20 protein-coding genes are annotated in these 20,317 nt (G+C 73.1%); 9 read left to right on the forward strand and 11 right to left on the reverse strand.

The genetic code is table 11. The annotated features are described in order from the left end of the window. The first annotated feature begins 10 nt into the window (after window positions 1–10). Window positions 11–286, forward strand: a complete 276-nt coding sequence (locus ACIGW4_RS26340) for a hypothetical protein (RefSeq protein WP_399583168.1) — start codon at window positions 11–13, stop codon at window positions 284–286. Between the two features lie 55 nt (window positions 287–341). On the opposite strand, the gene ACIGW4_RS26345 is transcribed toward ACIGW4_RS26340, so the two are convergent. After that, window positions 342–2,357 (reverse strand): protein kinase, encoded by a 2,016-nt coding sequence (locus tag ACIGW4_RS26345; protein ID WP_399583170.1) that lies wholly within the window; start codon window positions 2,355–2,357, stop codon window positions 342–344. Between the two features lie 263 nt (window positions 2,358–2,620). Between ACIGW4_RS26345 and ACIGW4_RS26350 the strand changes: the two genes are divergently transcribed. The 5 genes from ACIGW4_RS26350 to ACIGW4_RS26370 are packed head-to-tail and all read left to right on the forward strand — an operon-like array spanning window position 2,621 to window position 8,279. Further along, window positions 2,621–4,369 (forward strand): ABC transporter substrate-binding protein, encoded by a 1,749-nt coding sequence (locus tag ACIGW4_RS26350; RefSeq protein WP_399583172.1) that lies wholly within the window; start codon window positions 2,621–2,623, stop codon window positions 4,367–4,369. 13 nt (window positions 4,370–4,382) lie between these two features. After that, a complete protein-coding gene (locus tag ACIGW4_RS26355; RefSeq protein WP_399583174.1) occupies window positions 4,383–5,309 on the forward strand; it encodes an ABC transporter permease in 927 nt (308 codons plus the stop codon). Beyond that, complete coding sequence (locus ACIGW4_RS26360) at window positions 5,306–6,292, forward strand: ABC transporter permease (RefSeq protein WP_359588588.1); 987 nt, start codon at window positions 5,306–5,308, stop codon at window positions 6,290–6,292. Before ACIGW4_RS26355 ends, ACIGW4_RS26360 begins: the two co-directional genes overlap by 4 nt. Then, on the forward strand, window positions 6,292–7,296 hold the full coding sequence (locus ACIGW4_RS26365) for an ABC transporter ATP-binding protein (RefSeq protein WP_399583177.1): 1,005 nt from the start codon (window positions 6,292–6,294) through the stop codon (window positions 7,294–7,296). Before ACIGW4_RS26360 ends, ACIGW4_RS26365 begins: the two co-directional genes overlap by 1 nt. Beyond that, window positions 7,293–8,279 (forward strand): ABC transporter ATP-binding protein, encoded by a 987-nt coding sequence (locus ACIGW4_RS26370; RefSeq protein ID WP_399583179.1) that lies wholly within the window; start codon window positions 7,293–7,295, stop codon window positions 8,277–8,279. The genes ACIGW4_RS26365 and ACIGW4_RS26370 overlap by 4 nt, the downstream gene beginning before the upstream one ends. Before the next feature lie 135 nt (window positions 8,280–8,414). Here the strand turns inward: ACIGW4_RS26370 and ACIGW4_RS26375 are convergent, their stop codons facing one another. Then, window positions 8,415–9,731 (reverse strand): hypothetical protein, encoded by a 1,317-nt coding sequence (locus ACIGW4_RS26375; RefSeq protein WP_398709113.1) that lies wholly within the window; start codon window positions 9,729–9,731, stop codon window positions 8,415–8,417. A gap of 189 nt (window positions 9,732–9,920) precedes the next feature. Beyond that, a complete protein-coding gene (locus ACIGW4_RS26380) occupies window positions 9,921–10,550 on the reverse strand; it encodes a flavin reductase family protein (protein ID WP_399583181.1) in 630 nt (209 codons plus the stop codon). A 222-nt stretch (window positions 10,551–10,772) separates the two neighbouring features. Here ACIGW4_RS26380 and ACIGW4_RS26385 point away from each other — a divergent pair, with 222 nt between their 5' ends. After that, complete coding sequence (locus tag ACIGW4_RS26385; RefSeq protein ID WP_359588584.1) at window positions 10,773–11,726, forward strand: helix-turn-helix domain-containing protein; 954 nt, start codon at window positions 10,773–10,775, stop codon at window positions 11,724–11,726. Window positions 11,727–11,842: 116 nt separating this feature from the next. Here ACIGW4_RS26385 and ACIGW4_RS26390 read toward each other — a convergent pair whose 3' ends face one another. From ACIGW4_RS26390 to ACIGW4_RS26425, 8 genes are all read right to left on the reverse strand, one after another. After that, window positions 11,843–12,109 (reverse strand): DUF4235 domain-containing protein, encoded by a 267-nt coding sequence (locus tag ACIGW4_RS26390; RefSeq protein WP_123457611.1) that lies wholly within the window; start codon window positions 12,107–12,109, stop codon window positions 11,843–11,845. Window positions 12,110–12,114: 5 nt separating this feature from the next. Next, window positions 12,115–12,621, reverse strand: coding sequence for a DUF3618 domain-containing protein (locus tag ACIGW4_RS26395; RefSeq protein WP_399583183.1), 507 nt, complete (start codon window positions 12,619–12,621; stop codon window positions 12,115–12,117). Next, window positions 12,618–12,989, reverse strand: a complete 372-nt coding sequence (locus ACIGW4_RS26400; RefSeq protein ID WP_398709480.1) for a phage holin family protein — start codon at window positions 12,987–12,989, stop codon at window positions 12,618–12,620. Before ACIGW4_RS26400 ends, ACIGW4_RS26395 begins: the two co-directional genes overlap by 4 nt. A 227-nt stretch (window positions 12,990–13,216) precedes the next feature. Further along, complete coding sequence (locus ACIGW4_RS26405; protein WP_399583185.1) at window positions 13,217–13,765, reverse strand: phosphatase PAP2 family protein; 549 nt, start codon at window positions 13,763–13,765, stop codon at window positions 13,217–13,219. A 97-nt stretch (window positions 13,766–13,862) separates the two neighbouring features. Beyond that, window positions 13,863–14,969 carry a YihY/virulence factor BrkB family protein gene (locus ACIGW4_RS26410; RefSeq protein WP_398709120.1) on the reverse strand — a complete coding sequence of 369 codons (1,107 nt, stop codon included), beginning with the start codon at window positions 14,967–14,969 and terminating at the stop codon, window positions 13,863–13,865. Between the two features lie 94 nt (window positions 14,970–15,063). Then, a complete protein-coding gene (locus tag ACIGW4_RS26415) occupies window positions 15,064–15,258 on the reverse strand; it encodes a hypothetical protein (protein ID WP_123456524.1) in 195 nt (64 codons plus the stop codon). 205 nt (window positions 15,259–15,463) lie between these two features. Further along, window positions 15,464–16,345, reverse strand: coding sequence for a diacylglycerol kinase family protein (locus ACIGW4_RS26420; protein WP_123456523.1), 882 nt, complete (start codon window positions 16,343–16,345; stop codon window positions 15,464–15,466). Window positions 16,346–16,406: 61 nt separating this feature from the next. Further along, window positions 16,407–18,002 (reverse strand): FAD-binding oxidoreductase, encoded by a 1,596-nt coding sequence (locus tag ACIGW4_RS26425; protein WP_399583188.1) that lies wholly within the window; start codon window positions 18,000–18,002, stop codon window positions 16,407–16,409. Window positions 18,003–18,076: 74 nt separating this feature from the next. Between ACIGW4_RS26425 and ACIGW4_RS26430 the strand changes: the two genes are divergently transcribed. Both ACIGW4_RS26430 and ACIGW4_RS26435 read left to right on the forward strand, forming a co-directional pair. Continuing rightward, window positions 18,077–18,676: a TetR/AcrR family transcriptional regulator gene (locus ACIGW4_RS26430; protein ID WP_123456521.1), complete on the forward strand. Its 600-nt coding sequence runs from the start codon at window positions 18,077–18,079 to the stop codon at window positions 18,674–18,676. Then, the gene (locus tag ACIGW4_RS26435) at window positions 18,673–20,250 is read left to right on the forward strand and encodes a glycerol-3-phosphate dehydrogenase/oxidase (RefSeq protein WP_398709125.1); all 1,578 of its coding nucleotides are present in this window, start codon (window positions 18,673–18,675) and stop codon (window positions 20,248–20,250) included. The genes ACIGW4_RS26430 and ACIGW4_RS26435 overlap by 4 nt, the downstream gene beginning before the upstream one ends. Window positions 20,251–20,317: the final 67 nt, after the last annotated feature.

The following is a 20,317-nucleotide window of genomic DNA, read 5'->3' on the forward strand; positions in this document are numbered from 1 at the left end:
CGGCCGCGAGGTGCGGCCGTCGCTCACCGAGCGGGGTGCACGATCAGCCGGGCGGCCGGCCGCGAACGGCAGCCGAGGTCATCAACCACCCGGACGCCCGGGGCAGACCGGCATCATCGGCGGCACCGGGATCCGGGGCGAGCACGGCATCGCCCACCCCGAGAACCGGCGGGCCCCGGCCCACCGCCTCGGCCGCCGCGAGCGCGTGAGCGACATGGTCCGGGCCGTCGCCGGCCTGCTCTCCCACCAGCAGACGGCAGACCTGTCGCCCGCACGGCAGATGTGAACGCCAAGCCCCGCCGGGAACCCCGACGTCTCACCGCCGAGCGTGCACGAGCGCGTCAGGCGCCCGCGGCGGTCAGCTGTCCCAGCCAGTGCCTGGCCTCGAAGAGGGGTGTGTCGGCGCCGCCGATGGGCTCGTACGACAGCTTCCGTTCTCCCTTGTCCCCGCTCTCCCAGATGGACAACGAGGGGGCGCTCCCGGCGCAGCCCGACGGCTGCTTGCCGTCGGCGAGCTCCGCGGGCGCGGTGCGGAGCCGGGCCGACTCCTGGGAGAACACCTGCGCCTCGTACACGCACCTCTCCCCCATCACGCTGACGGACACGAGACGGATGTCGCGTTTCGCCGCCCCCTCGCCGATCGTGACCTCGAAGCGGTAGGTGCCGTCCTGCCCCCGCCCGCCCCACGAACCCCGATAGTTCTCCGGCAGCGCGCCCTTGGCGGGCGATGCCTTCATGAACGTGTCGGGTTTGTAGAGGGTCTTCCCGTCGTTGCCGTGGTCGTAGTAGCCCGGGTCGTCCTCCCACTCGTACGCCCCGTTCCATGCGGCGACGAACGCCCCCGTACCGTCCGGGGTCAGGGAGCCGTAGTCATCGGTGTTGTTCTCGCAACGATCCGCCTCGGACTTGGGGCTTGCGCTCTTCAGCCGACTCGAACCGAGCTTGATCGCGTCGCTTCTGGAGTCGGTGATGGTGCTGTCCCAGACACACAGCCGATCCTGGTTCAGCAGGGAGTACTCGACGGTGCCCTTCGCGCCGACGAGCAGGCGTGCGGTCGCCCCCTCCATGCGGAGGCCATCCCTGTCCCTCAGGTCCAGAGCCGTCTCCCAGTCCCCCTGCAACGCCTTCGGAGCGCTCAGTGACGGTGACTCCCCCGTCCCGTGCTGGCCATCCTGCCACGGGCGGAGCGCGAGCAGTCCGCCGGCGGTGACGAGCACCGCGACGGCTGCCGCTCCCGCCACGACGGCTGGGCGACGCGGCCGGTCCGGGGTCCGCGCCGGACCGAAAGAGCCTGCCGGTTCTTCGTGTCCCGGCCCCACCCTGGGCGCGTACGCGAGCACGTCCTGCGGGGATGCTTCGGGTGCTCGGACGGGCTGAGGCGCGGCAGGCGTGGGCGCGGTCCGGGCAGGCACCGGGGGCGTGGGACCCTGGCCCGGCGCGAGGGCCATGGGCGGGCGTAATGGGTCGAAGTCCAGCAACTGCGCGGCGTGGCGCCCCAGTCGACCGAGCAACGCGCCCGGCAGCCATTCGTCGGTGTCTTCCGTGGCGGTGCGGGCGGCGACCTGCTCCGGTGTGGGGCGTCGTGCCGGGTCCTTTCGCAGGCACTCCCGTACGAGTCCGAGGAGCGCCTCCGGCAGCCCTTCCAGATCCGGCTCCTCCTCGGCGACCCGGAACAACTGGGCGTGCAGCCCGTTGCCGGCCGCGCCGAAGGGCTGGCGCCCCGTGGCGGCGTAGGCGAGGACCGAACCCAGGCAGAACACGTCGGAGGCGGCGGTGACAGGGAGCCCGCGCACCTGCTCCGGCGACATGAAGCCCGGCGAGCCGATCACCATGCCCGTACGGGTCCGCAGGCTGTCCCCGCTGATGCTGTCCAGCACCCGGGCGATGCCGAAGTCGATGACCCGGGGCCCGTCCACGGTGATCAGGACATTGGACGGCTTGAGGTCGCGGTGGACGAGGCCCGCCTCGTGGACGGCCCGCAGGGCGAGCGCGAGCCGGTTGGCCAGGACGCGCACCGACCGCTCGGGCAACGGCCCGTGCTGCTCGGCCACGACGGCGTGCAGATCGGGCCCGGGGATGTACTGCGTCGCGACCCAGGGCGTCTCCGCGTCCGTGTCCGCGTCGAGCACCGCCGCGGTCCAGCCCCCACCGACCCGCTTCGCCGCGGTGACCTCGCGTGCGAACCGGGAGCGGAATTCGGCGTGTTGGGCGAACTCGGTCTGCACGACCTTGACCGCGACGGTGCGCCCTCCTTCGGAGCGGGCGAGGTAGACCCGGCCCATGCCGCCGGCGCCTAACCGGGCGATGAGGCGGTAGGGGCCCACGTGGGGCGGGTCTTCTGCGGTCAACGGGTCCACGAGGAAGGAGGGTAGTCCAACTGCCCGACAGCGACGGGTCAGACGGTTCGTTCCGGAACAGTCGGGCGTCGGTCCGGGTGCGTCGTCGACTGACGCGCGGTGGGCGCGGACCGCCCCCTGCCCGGCAGGGAACGGCCTGCGCGATGACACGGATGGATAACGGAGCTTCCCACGGGTTGTCAGTACAATTTCACATTACTATGTTACGGGTCACATTCCAGTCAGCCCTCTGGCTGTCCGCTTCGCACCCGGAGTGACCCCACATGAACAAGCGCAGGTCCACCACCCTGGCCACCGCCCTCGTGGCGACACTCGCCCTCGGCGCCACGGCATGTTCCGGTGGGAAGGAGGCCGGCGGCGACCGGGGCCGGAAGAACCCCGTCACGGCCAACAACGGTGCGACGGTCGGCGGGACGCCGCGGAAGGGGGGCACCCTGACCGTCCTGTCCAACCAGGACTTCACCCACCTCGACCCCGCCCGCAACTGGGTGATGGGAGACATGGACTTCGGCACGCGCCTCCTCTACCGCACCCTCGTCACCTACAGGGCCGAACCGGGCGCCAAGGGCGGTGTCCTCGTCCCCGACCTGGCCGAGGACCTCGGCACCGCGTCCAACGGGGCGAAGACCTGGACCTTCCGGCTGAAGCAGGGCCTGAAGTACGAGGACGGCACCCCCATCACCGCCCAGGACGTCAAGTACAACGTCGAGCGGTCCTTCTCCCCCGACCTCCCCGGCGGCCCCGACTACGCGGCCCGCTACCTCGCCGGCGCCGAGGGCTACCAGGGCCCGGCAGGAGGCAGGCACCTCGACTCCGTCAAGACGCCGGACGACCGCACGATCGTCTTCGAACTGCGCAAGCCCTTCGCCGAGTTCCCCTACGCCACGGTGCTGCCCACCTTCGCCCCGGTGCCCCCGGCGAAGGACGAGGGCCCCCGGTACGACAACCGGCCCTTCTCCTCCGGCCCGTACAAGATCGAGTCCTACGCCCGCGACAAGCAGCTCGTCCTGGTGCGCAACACGCACTGGGACGCCGGGACCGACACCGTGCGCAAGGCGTACCCCGACCGGATCGTCGTGACGATGGGGCTGAAGGCCAACCAGATCGACGACCGGCTGATCGCGAGCGCCGGCGCGGACGCGTCGGCGGTGCCCTGGGGCAAGCTGCGCCCCGAGTCCACCCCGAAGGTGCTCACCAAGGCCGACGTCAAGGCGCGGCTGCTCGCCGAGTCGACCAACTGCACCGAGATGGTGCAGATGCACACCGGCCGCGCCCCCTTCGACGACGTGAGGGTCCGTCGGGCCGTGCAGTACGCGCTGGACCGCGAGGCCCTCGTCACCGCCTCCGGCGGACCCGCGGTGAACGACGCGGCCACCGCCCTCATGCCCGGCTCCCTCTTCGAGGGCGGCAAGCAGCCCGACACCCTGGGGATACCGCTGACGGGTGACGTCGCCAAGGCCAAGCAGCTCCTGAAGGAGGCCGGCAAACCCGACGGCCTCTCCACCGCCATCACCGTCTCCAACGGCGACAAGGCCGTCGGCGAGGCGATCCAGCAGTCCCTCGGCCGGGCCGGCATCAAGGTCACCATCGAGACCGTCGACCCGTCCGCGTTCTACGACACCATCGGGGACACCGAGAACCGCACCGACCTCGTCTACACCGGCTGGTGTCCGGACTACCCCTCCGGGTCGACCTTCCTGCCCTTCGTCTTCGACGGCCGCTACATCAAGGAGAAGGGCAACTCGGGCAACCACTCCCTCTTCCGCGACCGGGCCACGATGAAGCGGATGGACGAGATCGCCGCCATGGCCGACGCGGCCCGGGCGAACAAGGCCTGGCAGACGCTGGACGGGGAGATCCTCGCCAAGGCCCCGACGGCGCCCGCCGTCATCGAGCGCATGCCGCTGCTGCTCGGCACCAACGTCGCCGGCGCCTTCGGACACACCTCCTTCGGCGGCCAGATCGACTACGCGACGGTCGGCCTCAAGGACCCGACGACGAGCAAGAACTGAGAGGCCGTCAGTCATGTCGACCATTTCTGCGCCCTCGCGCGCGGGCAGCGGTCCCTGGCGACTCGCCCGCGCGGAACTGCGCCGCCGCCCCTCGGTGATGGCGTCCCTCGTCGTCGTCGCGCTCTTCGCGGTCATGGCCGCGGCCGCCCCGCTGATCGGCGCGCTGGGCGGCTGGGGGCCCAAGGAGTTCGACAAGAGCGCCGTCGATCCGTACCTGGGAGGCCTGCCCGTCGGACCGCTCGGCGGCGTCTCGGCCGAGCACTGGCTCGGTGTCGAACCCGTCACCGGCCGCGACCTGTTCGCCCGGGTCGTGCACGGCGCCCAGGTCTCCCTGCTCATCGCCTTCGCCGCGACGGCCATCGTCGTCGCCGCCGGGACCGCGGCCGGGATCGCCGCCGGCTACTTCGGCGGCCGCACCGACGGCGTCCTCTCCCGCCTGATGGACCTGACGATGTCCTTCCCCTCCCTCATCTTCATGATCGCGATGATGTCGGTGGCGCGGGACGTCAACCGGATCGTCCTGATGACCCTGGTCATCGGCCTGTTCGGCTGGCCCGGCATCGCCCGCGTCGTCCGCGGCCAGACCCTCTCGCTCAAGCACCGCGAGTACGTCGACGCCGCCCGCGTCGGCGGCTCCGGTCCCTGGCGGATCCTGACCCGCGACATCCTCCCCGGCGTCGCCGGGCCGGTCATCGCCTACACGACCCTCATCGTCCCCGGCATGATCGCCACCGAGGCGGCCCTCAGCTATCTGGGCGTCGGCGTCCGGCCGCCCACGCCCTCCTGGGGCCAGATGATCGCCGAGAGCGTCGCCTTCTACGACACGGACCCCATGTACTTCGTCGTCCCGAGCCTCTGCCTCTTCCTCACGGTGCTCTCGTTCACGCTGCTCGGCGACGCGCTGCGCGACGTCCTCGACCCGAGGGGAAGCCGCACGTGATCCCCTACCTGGCCCGCCGGCTGCTCGGCGTCGTCGCCGTCCTCGTCGCCATCGCCGCCGTCACCTTCACCATCTTCTACGTCCTGCCCTCCGACCCCGCCGCCGCGGCCTGCGGCAAGTCGTGCAGCGCCGAGCGCCTGGAGGCCATCCGCGCCCACATGGGCCTGGACCAGCCGCTGTGGCGGCAGTTCGCCGACTTCACCACCGGGATCTTCACCGGTCGTACGGTCGGCTCCGGCCCGTACGCGCTGAACTGCGACTTCCCGTGCCTGGGTTACTCGTACGAGAACAGCCAGCCCGTCTGGGACCTGCTCGTCGACCGGCTCCCGGTCTCCGCCTCCCTCGCCCTCGGCGCCGCCGTGCTCTGGCTGCTCCTCGGACTCTCCGCGGGCGTCGCGGCGGCCCTGCGCAAGGACGGCCTCACCGACCGCGTCCTCATGGTCGGCGCGGTCGCCGCCGCCTCCCTGCCCGTCTACTTCACCTCGGTCATGCTGATCCACGGACTGATCCGGGTGGCCGGACTGCTGCCCTATCCGCAGTACACGCCGTTCGGCACCGACCCGCTCGGCTGGGTCACCAACCTGGTGCTGCCCTGGCTGGCGCTCGCGATCCTGTACGCCGCCATGTACGCCCGCCAGAGCCGCAGTTCGATGATCGAGACCATGGCGGAGCCGTACATCCGCACCGCCCGCGCCAAGGGGCTCCCCCGCCGCACGGTCGTCGTCAAACACGGGCTCCGCGCCGGCATGACCCCCGTCCTCACCCTCTTCGGCATGGACCTCGGCGGTCTCCTCGCCGGGGCCGTCATCACCGAGTCCATCTTCGGACTCCCCGGCGTCGGCCGGTTGTTCTACGGCGCGCTCTCCACCGGCGACCAGCCCGTCATCCTCGGCGTCACGCTGCTCGCCGCCACCTTCATCGTCGTCGCCAACCTGGCCGTCGACCTGCTGTACGCCGTCGTCGACCCGCGAGTGAGGTACTGATGGCCGACTCCGCACCCCTGTTGTCGGTACGGGACCTCACGGTCACGTTCCCGACGAAACACGGCCCCGTCCGGGCGATCGACTCCCTCGCCTTCGACGTGCCGCGCGGCCGGACCCTCGGCATCGTCGGCGAGTCGGGATCCGGCAAGTCCGTCACCTCGCTCGCCGTCATGGGCCTGCACACCGGCGCGGACGTCACCGGTTCCGTCGTGCTCGACGGACAGGAGCTGATCGGCCTCTCCGACCGCGCCCTCAACGGACTGCGCGGCCGGAGGATGGCGATGATCTTCCAGGACCCGCTGTCCAGTCTGCACCCGTACTACACCGTCGGGGAGCAGATCGCCGAGCACCACCGGGTCCACTTCGGCTCCGGCCGCAGGGCCGCCCGCGCGCGGGCCGTCGAGGCCCTCGCCGAGGTCGGCATCCCCGAGCCGCGGCGCCGGGCCGGCGAGTACCCGCACCAGTTCTCCGGCGGGATGCGCCAGCGCGTGATGATCGCCATGGCGCTGGCCTGCGAACCGGACCTGCTCATCGCGGACGAGCCGACGACCGCGCTCGACGTGACCGTCCAGGCCCAGATTTTGGAACTGATCGCCCGCCTCCAGGAGGAACGGGGACTGGCCGTCGTCATGATCACCCACGACCTGGGCGTGGTCGCCCGGGTGGCCCACGACGTCCTGGTGATGTACGGCGGCCGGGTGGCCGAACAGGCCTCGGTGGACGCCTTGTTCACGACCCCCGCCCATCCGTACACCCGGGGCCTGCTCGACTCGCTGCCCCGGCTCGACGACCCGGACGACACGCCGCTGCGGGCGATCCCCGGCAGCCCGCCGTCCCTGCTCGACCCGGCGCCGGGCTGCGCGTTCGCGCCCCGCTGCCCCCGCGCCGCCCGCGGCTCCGAGGAGGAGCGGTCGCGGTGCGCGGCCGAGCGCCCGGTGCCCGGCGGCCCGGAGGGGCACCCGGTCGCCTGCCACTTCCCCTCGTACGAAGGCGTCGCCCCATGACCACCACACCCCCGCCCCTGCTCCGCGTACGGGACCTCACGATGACCTTCCCGGGGCGCCGGGGCCGTTCGGCGCCGATCCGGGCCGTCGACGGCGTCGGCTTCGACCTCGCGGCGGGCGAGACCCTCGGCCTCGTCGGCGAGTCCGGCTGCGGCAAGTCGACCACGGGCCGCGCGATCGTCCGCCTCCTCGAACCGACCGCCGGCTCCGTCTCGTACGACGGGCGCGACATCAGCCACCTGTCCCAGCGGCAGTTGAAGCCGCTGCGCCGCGACATCCAGATGGTCTTCCAGGACCCGCACTCCTCCCTCAACCCACGGCAGTCGGTGGCCCGGATCATCTCCGACCCCCTGCTGGTCCAGGGGAGTTCGATGGCGGAGGCGCGCAAGCGGGCCGTCGAGCTGATGGAGCTCGTCGGGCTCATTCCGGAGCACGCCGACCGCTGTCCGCACGAGTTCTCCGGCGGCCAGGCCCAGCGCATCGGCATCGCCCGCGCGCTCGCGACGAGCCCCCGGCTGGTCGTCGCGGACGAGCCGGTCTCCGCCCTCGACGTGTCCGTGCAGGCGCAGATCGTCAATCTGATGGAGCGGCTCCAGCGGGAGCTGGGCCTCGCCTACCTCTTCATCGCCCACGACCTGTCCGTGGTGAAACGGGTCTGCGACCGGGTCGCCGTGATGTACCTCGGCCGGATCGTGGAGATCGGGGACAAGGAGCGCGTGTACGGGGCGCCGGAGCATCCGTACACCCGGGCGCTGCTCTCGGCGGTGCCGCTGCCCGACCCGGCCGCCGAGCGGGCCCGGGAACGGATCACGCTGCTCGGCGACCCTCCGAGCCCGGCCGCTCCCCCGCCCGGCTGCACCTTCCACCCGCGCTGTCCCAAGGCGCAGGCGATCTGCCGCACCGAGGCGCCGGTCCTGCGGACCACCGCGGAGGGCGAGCCCCGCCAGGTGGCCTGCCACTTCCCCGAGAGCGAGAACGCCTGACGCGCGACCGTCGTCGACGGGTCCGGCACCGGGTGACGTGGGCGGTCCCCGTCACCCTGTTCGACGAACCGGCGGCGGCCCGGCCGGAGGCGGTGGTGGTGCACGATGTCGGCCGAGGAGAGCCGAAGCGCGCGCCTACGCCTCCGCGGGCAGCGCGGGGAACACGACCACCGAGCCGTCCTTGTCGCGGGCGATCTCGATCGCCACGTCCGTCGCACGGCCGTCGACCGTGATGCCGTCGCCCAGCCTGCGGATCCGGTGTGCCGCGCGCATCAGGCGATCGACCTCACCGGTCGTGAAGACGGGCCGCAAGCCGTTCGGGCGCGCCAGCTCCAGCGCCGACAGGCGTACCAGGACACCGGCGATGCCCGACTCCAGTTCGTCGAGGCGTTCCTGGTCGCGTCTGAGGACGCGGACGAAGCTCTGGAACACGTTGCCGGGGTCGCTCTGCGCGTGCTCGACGGCCTGGAGGACGTTGACCCGCCGCTTCAGCGCGATGGCCAGGTCGGCGAGTTCGAGGTGGGCGCGGAACGTACCGCCGTGGTCGTCCACGCCGGGGAACGATTCGGTCAGCGTGCTGATCTCGACGGGTTCGCCGTCGGGCAGCCTGTCGAGCGCGTTCCGCCACCGGGCGAGGCGGTGGTCGGCGTGGCCCAGCGCCGTGTTGATGGCGTGTACTGCCGAATCGAGTCCCAGCGAGGCGCCGAGCCTGCCCTGGTCGAGCAGGATGGCGGTGGCCTTGTCGATGGCGTCCCGGCAGCCGTCGAGTTCGCTGCGCTCGTCTTCGAGCTTCTGTTCGTGCAGTTGCTCCAGCAGTTCCGTGATGTGCTCGATGGCCCTCTGGCGCTTGGCGTCGGCGTGCGCGCTCACCCCCACCGCCACGGCCATGAGCACGAGAGGCGCGGCCACGGTGAGCGCCGCGCCGCCGCCGACCGCGACACCGGCTGTCGCACCGGCCCCGCCGGCCGCGCCCGCCGCGGCCGCTCTGCCGACGGGTACGAACGTCGCCTGGGCGGCGATGCCGGTCGAGTTCACGAGCGGGCCGCGGATGCCGCCGGCCACCTCCTTCGACATCATCGGGCGAACGATGCCCTGACCGAACTGGGCGGCGACCTTCGCCGGAACCACCATGCGGTACAGGCCTTCGCCGGCGGCGGTCGCCGTGGCCGCCGCGGAGGAGCTCCGCGCCGACTGCGTGACGAGCTGCGACAGGTGCTGTGCCAGGGGACTCACGGCATCGAGCGAGATGCCTCGGCTGCGGTCGAGCCGGTCGGGCAGCGGATGCGCCTCGAGCGTGGCGACCGGCTCGTCGGCGAGGGCGGCCAGCACGCTGCGCAGTTCGGCCAGGCGCTCGGCCGTCATCGGCCCGTCTCCGGCCACTGCGGGCACCCGGACGTCACCGGTGGTCAGCGTCCATACCGGAACGGTCGGCTTCTTGCGGTAGTCGATCATCGTCTCCCCTAGTCTCCCCGCACCAGCCTACGACCGACGTCCGACGAGAACGGTGGATACCCGTCCTCCCGGATCGCGGCGCCCGGACGTCGTTCGACGCACGGGCGTCAGGGGGCAGGAGGGGAGCCGGCCGCCCGCCCGGAGACGGAGGTTCCCCGGCTCACCGGACTCGTCCTCTGCCGGTTCAGGTCACCCCGTACGCGCGGGAACCTCGGCCGTCTCGGAGCGGAAGCCGTGACCGACCTCGGGCGCGAGCCCGTGGTAGTGGCGGAAGTTGTAGATGAGCGGGCTCCACACCTCGGGGTCGACGTGGTGCGTGCCGGGCACGACGAGGCGTTCGTGGGCGTGGACGCGGAGCACCTCGCACTCGACGGCGAAGAAGAGACCCTCTCCGCCCGGGTTCAACGCGACGGCCCTCGCCTCCAGTTGGAGGGGGGACTCGGCGACCCGGGGCGGCCGTACGAGGTCGGAGGGCTGCGGGGTCAGTCCGGCGGCGGAGAACTTGTCGGGCTCGTACCGGTACACCGCCCGCTTGCTCTCCGGCACCGGATCGGCGCCGGTGAGCGGCGCGAGGCGCTCGACCTGCTCCCACAGCTCGGGGGAGGCCAGGCTGATCACCACGTCCGGCCGCTCGGCCAGGTTGTGCGCCGTCCGGCTCTCGCTGCCCAGGCCCAGGACGACGTTCTGTCCCAGTGCCCAGGCGGAGGAGATGGGAGCGAGGTTGAAGGTGCCGTCCTGGTTCTCCGTGGTGAGCAGGACCACCGGGGTACCGAAGTAGAGGATGCTCGGGCGGATCACTCGATGCGTGTCGGTCGTCATGCGGAAAACGCTAGGCGCGGGACCTTTCGGTGGCCGCCGAAGTGTCGTCCGCCGCCGATGAGCCCCTGACCAGCACCGGCGTGTACGTCGTGCGCCTTCCCCACCGCGTCGTACGGGGCCGCCGGGATCAGGACGCCGCTTGTGACGCCCGCTCCTTCGGATGTGCTCGGTGGCCTAGGCTGGGGTCATGTCCGCACAGACGCCCACCCCTTGGATCCGGACATGACGCGGCACGTCGTCTTCCTCGTCTTCGACGGGGTCACCCTGCTCGACGTCAGCGGCCCGCTGGAGGTCTTCCACCAGGCCGGCCGCCTCGGCCACCCCTACGCGACCCGCCTGGTCTCACCCCGCGGCGGCACCGTCACCGCCTCCAACGGCGTGGCCCTGGCGTCCACGGCCGCGCCCGGCACCGATCCCCTCGACACCCTCGTGGTCACCGGAGCCGACCACCTCGCCGGCCCGGGCCCCGACGACGAGTTGCTGAACGCCACGGCCGACCTCGCCGGCCGGGCCCGGCGCATCGCCTCGGTGTGCACCGGAGCCTTCGCCCTCGCCGCGCTCGGCCTGCTGGACGACCGCCGCGCCACCACCCACTGGCGTCACGCCCCCGCCCTCGCGCGGCGCCACCCGCGCGTGCGCGTCGAGCCCGACGCCCTGCACGTGCGCGACGGCCGCTTCCACACCAGCGCGGGCATCAGCGCGGGCATCGACCTCGCGCTCGCCCTCGTCGAAGACGACCACGGCGCCGACACCGCTCGCGCCATCGCCCGCGAACTCGTCGTCTTCATGCAACGCCCCGGCGGCCAGTCCCAGTTCTCCACCGCCCTGGCCCATCCGCCCGCCCGCAACCACCTGCTGCGCGCCCTCACCGACGCCGTCCTCGCCGACCCGGCCGCCGACCACAGCCTGCCCGCCATGGCCGCCACCGCCGCCGTCAGCACCCGCCACCTGACCCGTCTCTTCCAGGCCGAACTGCGCACCACCCCCGCCCGCTGGGTCGAACGCGTACGCCTCGACCGCGCCCAGCAACTGCTCCTCGACGGCCACAGCGTCACCGCCGCCGCCCGCCTCAGCGGCCTCTCCAGCGACGAGACCCTGCGCCGTGCCTTCGCCCGTCACCTGGACACCACCCCGAGCGAGTTCCGCGACCGTTTCGCCACCACCCGCGGTACGTGACCGCCACAGCCGCGCCGTCACGGGTGTGCGGCACTGCCGCGTGGGCTTTCCGCGCGGGTACGGGCCGGGCAGGGGCGCCGGCATCCCCGTCGCACCGGCGCCCCTGCCCGGGGTGGTCAGCCGGGCCAGGTGCCGGTCAGCCGGCGCGTCGTGACGGCGCCCGCGCGGTCGACGGCGGCCTTGACGGCGGCGAAGATGGCGCCCTGCAGTGCGGCGGCGAGCAGGACCTCGCGCCAGGTGCGCTCCTCGTCGGTGGCGTCGGGGGCGTCCTCCTCGTGGCCGAGGACCTTCCACGCCTGTTTGAACGCGGCTCCCGCGAGCATGCCGCTGACGGCGCCCAGGGCGAGGCCGACCGGCTTGTACGCGATCTTCGATGCCTTCATGCGGGTCATCCCTTTCGGCGGCGGCAGACCAGCCAGGTCACGACGGCCACGCCCGCGGCCGCGAGGAGCGGGCCGCGGTTGTCCCGTGCGGTCCGTACCGCCCTGGCCGTGGTGTGCCGCACCGGCTCGGGTGTCTTTTCCCGCCACAGCCGGCCGGTCTCGGCCCGTGCCTGTCCGACGGCTCGCGCGGTCTTGTCCTTGAGCGGGTCGGGCACCTTGTCCTGAGCCTGGTGCGCCAGGTCGGTGGCCTTCTCCTGAGCCTGGTGTGCCAGGTCGGTGGCCTTGCCCTGAGCCTGGTGCGCCAGGTCGGTGGTCTTCTCCTTCAGCTCGTCGGCCTTGGCCGCGGCCTGTTCCTTGACCGTGGCGACCTTTTCCCGGGCACGGGCCTTGACGTCGGTCCTGGCCGCGAGCGCCCCGACGGTCTCGCCGAGTTCGGCGCGGGTCTGTTCGACCTGCTCGCGCAGTTCCTCGGGGCTGGAGGCGGTGGGCTCGTCGTGGGGTGACTGGGTCATCGCTGCGCGCTCTCCTTGATCTCGGCCACATCGGCCTTCACGTTCTCGATGGTCTGCTCGGGTGCGGGCGATCCGGCCCGGTCGATCTGCTTCTTCCCGCTCAGGGCCATGACGGCGGCGATCACCCCCAGCACCGCGGTGACGATCAGCGCGGCGGCCCACACCGGCAGGACGACCGCCAGTCCGGCGATCACGGTGGCCACCAGGGCCTGCAGCATGAGGAAGCCGACGACACCGGCGCCGCCGAACAGTCCGCCGCCCTTGCCGTACCGCCTGCCCTTCTGCTTCATCTCCGCCTGCGCCACACGCAGCTCGCCGCGCACCAGCTCCGTCAGCTGGTGCGAGGCCCGCCGCACCAGCTCGTTCACCGGCTCCTGACCGGCGTCGTCCGCCTGCCGGTCGGCGGCGATGGAGTACTGCTGCCTGCTCGACACGGCGATCACCTCCGTCTTCGTCGTGGTCCGATCACCGGTCCGCCGCGCGGCGGACCGGTCGACTGCTGTTCGAGCGTGTACCCCGGGCGGCCCGGTTCAGTGGGGCCGACCGGCCGCGCGGCGTGTCCGGGCCGGGACGCGCCGGCGGGCAAGAGGTGCTGCTACGGCCCGCGCCGCCACAGCAGGCGGGGAGCGTGCCGGGCGAGCCGGGCGGTGAGCAGGCCGACGGCCGCGCCGGCGGCGACGTCGCTGGGGTAATGGGCGCCGGACTGCACCCGTTCGACGGCCACCATGGCCGCGGGCACCGCACAGGCGGCACCCGCGGCCGGCCACGCGGGCGCGACGGCGGCGGTGAACGCGACGGCGGCCGCGGTGTGGCCGGAGGGGAAGGAGGAGGAGTCGGGCCGGTCGTCGGTCTCGTCGTGGGGGAACCACTCCTTCGGCGGTCTGGGCCGGTCGGTGAGCCGTTTGCCCAGACCGTTGGAGACCAGCTGCGCCACCGCGAGGGCCGCCAGACCGGTGGCCGCGGCCTTCCGGCCCCGCCATCCGCCGCTCACGGCCATCGCCGCGGCCGCGGCGCACCACAGCTTCGAGCTCTCCGCGGCCTCCTCCACGGCCGACAGCACGCGGCCGGCGCGGGCCGGGATGCGCGAACCCGCCTGCTGCGCCACGAACCGGTCGGCCCTCCGCAATCCCTCCGGCACCCTCATGAGCTGCACATGTCCCCGGAGGCGGTCCTCACACCCGACATCGGCCACGAACGCTCGTACGGGCCCGCCCGGCCCGGCCGGGGCGTGCCGCTGGGTCTCACTCCAGGCGGCGCCGGTCCTCCTCGTCCCACGTGCGGGTGTCGCGCGGCTCGACGTACGGCTCCTCGTCGGGCGGGTGACCGCCGAGGACCGCGCGCCGGCGGGCGGTCTCGGCGTCGAACTCCAGGCCCAGCAGGATGGCGATGTTGGTGATCCACAGCCACACCAGGAAGACGATCACACCGGCGAAGGCGCCGTAGGTCTTGTTGTAGGAGGCGAAGTTCGCCACGTAGAACGCGAAGCCGGCCGAGGCGGTCATCCAGAGGACCATGGCCAGGAGACTGCCCGGGGTGATCCACTTGAAGCCGTGGACCTTCGCGTTGGGACTGGCCCGGTACAAGATCGCGATCATGAGGATGACCAGGACGACCAGGACCGGCCACTTGGCGATGGACCACACGGTCAGCGCGGTGTCGCCCAGCCCGATCACGTCTCCGGCCCGGCGGGCCAGGGGGCCGGTGAAGACCACGATCAGCGCGCCGGCCACGGCGAGGACCATCAGCACGATCGTCAGGGCGAGCCGCAGCGGCAGCACCTTCCACACCGGGCGGCCCTCGGGCATGTCGTAGACGGCGTTGGAGGTGCGGATGAACGCCGCCACGTAGCCGGACGCGGACCAGATCGCCAGGGCCAGGCCGACGATCGCCATGACCGAGCCGATGCCGGCGTTGCCCTGCAGCTGCCGCACCGCGTCGCGGATCACATCGCGCGCGGCCCCGGGGGCGAGCTGCTGGACGTTGTCCAGCACCGCGCTGGTGGCCGACTGCCCGGCGACCCCCAGCAGGGAGACCAGCACCAGCAGCGCGGGGAACAGCGACAGGACGCCGTAGTAGGTGAGGGCCGCCGCGCGGTCGGTCAGTTCGTCGTCCCTGAACTCCCTCAACGTGCCGCGCAGCACCGCCCACCACGACTTCCTCGGCATCTCGGTGGGGGTGTCCGGCGCCCTGCGCTCCACCTCCGGGTCCGGGCCGAACCGCTCCTGCCCGCCCGCCCGGCCGCTGCCGCCGGCGCCACGCTCCTGCTCACCGGCGCCCGGGCCCGGTGAGGGGCCCCGGTCGTCGTAGACGTCCCCGTTGCCGTGTCCCCAGTTCCTCAGTTTCGCCATACGGGGCGTATAACCGCGAAAACGGTATCCACGCGGCCGTGACCAGGAGAGCAGGGCAAGCCCCGGCAGGGAACGGAGCGACGAGGCGGCGACGTCACGCCGCGTCGCGGTGCCGCCCGCGCCGCGTGTCCGGACGTGAGCGCCGGTCCGTGTCCTGGACCAGACGCAGGTGACGGCCCGCGGCGTGGCGCGCCCGGCGCGTCCTGCCGAGCACACGGTCCTCGATCCGGTCCAGTCCGTACAGCATCAGGCCCATGACCGGCAGCAGCAGCACAGCGACGGTGATCACTTCGGAGCTCCCTCCTCGCTGATCACCCTCCGGGTACCCGCTCCGCCTCCAGGCCATCGCCCGCCGAGGTGAAGGTCCGGTGAGGCCGGCCGCCTCCTGGGGAAGGGACGGCCGGGCCGCTCCTCCGCGGCGTCCGCGTCCTCGTCGTCCGGTCCGGCCGCACCGGGCCGCGCGCGGCCGTGGAGCGTGAGGTCCCGAGCCGGGCTCAGGCCAGTACGCGGAGGGACGCGGGCCTCACCCTGAGGGTCACCGGCAGGGTCGCGTCGACCTCGCCGTCCGCGCCGTACGGGAGGGGCCGGTCGGCTTCGATGCGGACCTCCTTGCCGCGCAGGATCTCGATCTGGGGGCGCTTCACGTGCGCGCCCGTCTTCAGCTCGTTCATCATGGCGAAGAAGAGACGCTTGGGCGCCTCCTTGATCACCACGATGTCGAGGAGGCCGTCGTCGACCCGCGCGCCCGGCGCGACGTTCCTCCCGAACCCGTAGAAGCCGGAGTTGGCCGCGATCACGGTGTAGCCGGTGCGCTCGTGCCTGATCCCGTCGATCGTGATGCGGTACGCGGCGGGCTTCCAGGCGAGGACCGCCCGGAGGCCGCCGTAGTAGTAGGAGGCGGCGCCGCGCAGCAGGCGGGAGTGGTTGGCGTGGCGGTTGGCCACCGCGTCGACACCCGCGTACACGCTGCCGAGGACATGGACGCCCGGGTGCCGGGCGGACTCCACCTCGATGGTGTCGACGGCTCGCGGTTCGCCGTCGAGCAGCACCCCGGCGAGGCCCGGGGCGTCGGTGGGGAGCCCCAGGGCGCGCGCGAAGTCGTTGCCGCGGCCCGCGGGGACCAGGCCGAAGACCGTGTCCGTGCCGCTGAGCGCGCCGCCGACGGTGCCGGCCATGCCGTCACCGCCGACGGCCAGCACGACGTGCCCCTTCGCTCCGGCGTCCCGGGCGAGTTCCTGTGCGTGTTCCAGGCTGCGGCTGTAGACGGTGTCGAGCCGCGCGCCCGCCTCCCGCAGCAGCCGGGCCAGCGGGAGCAGGCCCGCCGTGCCGCTGGACCCCCCTGCGGTGGGGTTGACGACGGCGGTGAACTGTCGCATGGATCTGGCCTCCGGGCGGCGGGTGAGGGGTTCGGGAAGGAGGGGGCTCGGCGAGGGGTGTTCAGCGGACGGGGATCAGGACCCCGGGGCTCAGCACGCCGGACGGGTCGACCTCGGCCTTGACCGCCTGGAGCATGCGGATCCCGAGGGGGCCGATCTCGCGGGCGTACCAGTCGCGGTGGTCGGTGCCGACGCCGTGGTGGTGGCTGATGGTGCCGCCCGCCGCCAGGATCGCGTCGTTCGCCGCCCGCTTCACCGGTGCCCAGTGCGTGACGGGGTCCTCGCCCTGCGCGGAGACGACGGTGAAGTAGAGGGAGGCGCCGTTCTCGTACGTGTGCGAGATGTGGCACATGACGAGCGGCGGGGTGCCGGCCTCGGTGAGGGTGTTCGTCAGGGCGTCGCGCACCGCCGTGTACAGGCCGGGGATCGCGGACCAGAAAGCGGCCGTCTCCAGCGTCTCGGCGAACGCTCCGGCGTCGAGCAGCGCGTCGCGCAGGTAGGGCGCGTCATAGCGGCCGTGCTCCCACTTGTCGCCGGCTTCTTCGCCGATGAACTCGCCGTCGCAGGCGAGGAGGACCTCGCGCGCGGCGGCGCGGCGGGCGGCGGTGTCGGCCTCGGTGCCCTCGAAGCCGACGATGGCCATGCAGCCGGGGTTCTGCGGGAGTTCGGCGGTGCCGATGGCGTCCGGCTGTGCGAGACCGACGAAGGTCTCGGACTCGTCGGAGAGGCGCAGCACGGTGGGCCGGGGGCCGTCCTGGGCGAGTCGGCGCAGGGCTGCCGTGCCGGCCTCGAAGGAGGCGAAGCGCCAGCCCTCGTAGACCCGCTTCTGCGGCAGCGGGCGGATGCGTACGGTCACGGACGTGATCACGCCGAGGGCGCCTTCGGAGCCGAGGATCAGCTGGCGCAGGTCGGGGCCGGCGGCGGAGCGCGGGGCCCGGCCCGTCTCCAGGGTGCCCTCGGGGGTGGCGACCTTCAGGCCGAGGACCATCTCGTCGAAGCGGCCGTAGCCGGCCGAGGCCTGGCCGCTGGAGCGGGCCGCGGCGAATCCGCCGACGGACGCCCATTCGAAGGACTGCGGGAAGTGGCCGAGCGTCCAGCCCCGCTCGTTGAGCAGCGCCTCGCACTGCGGGCCGCGCAGACCGGGGTGCAGGGTGGCGGTGCGCGACACCTCGTCGACGGCCAGGAGCCGGTCGAGGCGGCGGAGGTCGAGGGCGACGAAGGGCCGCTTCGTGGTGGGCGCGAGGCCGCCGACGACGGAGGTGCCGCCGCCGAACGGGACGGCGGACAGGCCGTGGTCCGCGCAGGCCCGCAGGACGGCGAGGACCTCGTCGTGGCTGCCGGGGAGCACGACGGCGGCGGGGAGGTCGTCGACCTCGCCGGCGCGGATGCGCAGGAGGTCGGGGGTCGACTTGCCCCGGGTGTGCCGGATGCGGCTCTCGGCGTCGTCCCGCAGGCCGTCGGGCGCGGCGACGGCGGCGCGCAGCGCTTCCCTCGCCTCGTCGGCCAGGGCCGGGGCGGGCACGTCGATGTCGGCGAGGGCGGACGGGCCGTTCTCGCGCGGTGTGACGCCGAGCAGGTCCCGCAGCAGGCCGGTCACCGATTCGGGCAGGGGCGCCGCCTTGGCCGGGTCGCCCCAGCCGCTCCACAACATGTCCACTTCGAGAGGTTCCTCACGGTCTGTTTCACGGACGGCGCTGCCGCTCGGCCCGCACCTGCATTACACTGTGACAGATGACGCCCATTCGTCACAACCATGCGGACGCAGATCCCGTACTCGACGCGGCACGCGACTGCGTGCTCGCCGTCGGCGTACGGCGGACCACCCTCACCGACGTCGCCCGGCGGGCCGGCGTGTCCCGGATGACGCTGTACCGGCGCTGGCCCGACGTACGGACCCTCGTCGGCGACCTGATGACCCGTGAATGGATCTCCGTCGCCGCCGGCGCCATGCCACCCGCCGACGACGACCGGCCCGAACGGGCCCGGATCGTCGAGGGGTTGGTGGCGGGAGTCGCCGCCTTCCGGTCCCACCCGCTGTTCCGGAAGATCCTCGACGTCGACCCCGAGCTGCTGCTGCCGTACGTCCTCGACCGGCGGGGCGCCAGCCAGGACGCCCTGCTCGGACTCCTCCTCACCGCGCTGGAGGAAGGGCACGAGGACGGTTCCGTACGCCGTGTCCACCCCGACCTGCAGGCCCGGTCCCTGCTGCTCGTCGTCCAGTCCTTCACCCTCTCGCTGCGCACCATGGCCGACGAGGACGATCCCGAACTGAGCGAAGCCGCCTTCCTCGAAGAGCTGCGCACCCTCCTTGAGAGGACCCTCACGCCATGAACCCCGTCAACCCCACGAGCAGCACCGCCCTGCCCGGCTCCTCGCTCGACGCGGAGCGGCGCCGGCGCGAACTGGAACGGCTCGCCGACGGCGACGCCGTCGACGTGCTCGTCGTCGGGCTCGGCGCCACCGGAGCCGGAGCCGCGCTCGACGCCGCCACCCGCGGACTCAGCGTCGCCGCGATCGACGCCCACGACCTCGCGTTCGGCACCTCCCGCTGGAGCTCCAAGCTGATCCACGGCGGGCTGCGCTACCTCGCGTCCGGGCAGCTCGACGTCGCCCACGAGAGCGCCGTCGAGCGCGGCATCCTCATGGAGCGCACCGCCCCCCACCTCGTCCGCGCCCAGCCCTTCGTGCTCCCCCTCACCCCGCTCGTCAGCCGCGGCCAGGCCGCCCTCGCCCGCGCCGGATTCGTCGCGGGCGACCTGCTGCGCGTCGGCGCCCGCACCTCGCGCCGCACGCTGCCGCAGCCGCGCACGCTGTCCGCCGTCGAGACCCGCCACCTCGCCCCGGCCCTGCGCCCCGTCGGCCTGCGCGGCGGACTGCTCTCCTGGGACGGCAAGCTCTCCGACGACGCGCGCCTGGTGACCGCGATCGCCCGCACCGCGGCCGCCTACGGCGCCCGGATCCTCACCCGCGCCCGGGCCCTGGAACTCCACGGCGACGGCGCGCTGGTGCGCGACGAGACCACCGGCCAGGAGCTGCGCGTCCGCGCCCGTACGGTCGTCAACGCGGCCGGGGTCTGGGCGGGCGGCCTCGTCGACGACGTACGTCTCCGGCCCTCGCGCGGCACCCATCTCGTCCTGCGGTCGGAGACCCTCGGCCGGCTCTCCGCCGGACTGCACATCCCGATCCCCGGCGAGACGAACCGCTTCGTCCTGGTCCTGCCCCAGGGCGACGGGCGCGTCTACGTCGGCCTCACCGACGAGCCCGTCGACGGCGACGTCCCCGACGTGCCGGAGGTCCCCGAGACCGACATCGGCTTCCTCCTCGACGTCCTCGGCTCCGCCCTCGACGTCACCGTCCACCGCTCCGACGTGGTCGGCGCCTTCGCCGGACTGCGGCCCCTGCTCGACACCCGGGACTCGGAGGGCCGCACCGCCGACATCTCGCGCAAGCACGCCGTGCTCACCTCGCCCGACGGCGTCGTCACCGTCGTCGGCGGCAAGCTGACCACCTACCGCCGCATGGCCCAGGACGCCGTCGACGCGGCCGTCGCCGCCCGCGGCCTGACCGCCGGCACGTGCCGCACCGCGTCCGTCCCGCTCGTCGGCGCGGCCGGTCCGGAGACCCTCGCCGGCCTCGACGCCCCGCCCCGCCTCGTACAGCGCTACGGCTCCGAGGCCCCGGCCGTCCACGCCCTCGGTCTCGAAGACCCCGCCCTGGCCGAGCCCGTCGTGCCCGGCCACCCCGTCACGGGCGCCGAACTGGTGTGGGCGGTCCGCCACGAGGGCGCCCTCGACGTCTCCGACCTCCTCGACCGCCGCACCCGCGTCGGCGTGGTCCCGGAGGACCGCGCCGTCGCCGAGGAAGCGGCCCGGGACGCCCTCGCCCGTACGGCCCGGGCACGGTGAGCGAACGCGGTGCCCCTGCCCGGCCCCCGGGCAGGGGCACCGTCGCCCTCCCGACAGGCTCCCCCTT

Origin of the sequence: Streptomyces sp. NPDC053513, from assembly GCF_044544765.1 — a bacterium.
Classification (GTDB): domain Bacteria; phylum Actinomycetota; class Actinomycetes; order Streptomycetales; family Streptomycetaceae; genus Streptomyces; species Streptomyces litmocidini.

What these genes read in the sequence shown, in the direction of transcription:
- ACIGW4_RS26385 (WP_359588584.1), top strand. Translation starts at nt 10,773, where the DNA reads ATGACGCGGCACGTCGTCTTCCTCGTCTTCGACGGGGTCACCCTGCTC.
- ACIGW4_RS26355 (WP_399583174.1), top strand. Translation starts at nt 4,383, where the DNA reads ATGTCGACCATTTCTGCGCCCTCGCGCGCGGGCAGCGGTCCCTGGCGA.
- ACIGW4_RS26365 (WP_399583177.1), top strand. Translation starts at nt 6,292, where the DNA reads ATGGCCGACTCCGCACCCCTGTTGTCGGTACGGGACCTCACGGTCACG.
- ACIGW4_RS26380 (WP_399583181.1), bottom strand. Translation starts at nt 10,550, where the DNA reads ATGACGACCGACACGCATCGAGTGATCCGCCCGAGCATCCTCTACTTC.
- ACIGW4_RS26420 (WP_123456523.1), bottom strand. Translation starts at nt 16,345, where the DNA reads ATGCGACAGTTCACCGCCGTCGTCAACCCCACCGCAGGGGGGTCCAGC.
- ACIGW4_RS26370 (WP_399583179.1), top strand. Translation starts at nt 7,293, where the DNA reads ATGACCACCACACCCCCGCCCCTGCTCCGCGTACGGGACCTCACGATG.
- ACIGW4_RS26350 (WP_399583172.1), top strand. Translation starts at nt 2,621, where the DNA reads ATGAACAAGCGCAGGTCCACCACCCTGGCCACCGCCCTCGTGGCGACA.
- ACIGW4_RS26405 (WP_399583185.1), bottom strand. Translation starts at nt 13,765, where the DNA reads ATGAGGGTGCCGGAGGGATTGCGGAGGGCCGACCGGTTCGTGGCGCAG.
- ACIGW4_RS26430 (WP_123456521.1), top strand. Translation starts at nt 18,077, where the DNA reads ATGACGCCCATTCGTCACAACCATGCGGACGCAGATCCCGTACTCGAC.
- ACIGW4_RS26375 (WP_398709113.1), bottom strand. Translation starts at nt 9,731, where the DNA reads ATGATCGACTACCGCAAGAAGCCGACCGTTCCGGTATGGACGCTGACC.
- ACIGW4_RS26395 (WP_399583183.1), bottom strand. Translation starts at nt 12,621, where the DNA reads ATGACCCAGTCACCCCACGACGAGCCCACCGCCTCCAGCCCCGAGGAA.
- ACIGW4_RS26410 (WP_398709120.1), bottom strand. Translation starts at nt 14,969, where the DNA reads ATGGCGAAACTGAGGAACTGGGGACACGGCAACGGGGACGTCTACGAC.
- ACIGW4_RS26390 (WP_123457611.1), bottom strand. Translation starts at nt 12,109, where the DNA reads ATGAAGGCATCGAAGATCGCGTACAAGCCGGTCGGCCTCGCCCTGGGC.
- ACIGW4_RS26435 (WP_398709125.1), top strand. Translation starts at nt 18,673, where the DNA reads ATGAACCCCGTCAACCCCACGAGCAGCACCGCCCTGCCCGGCTCCTCG.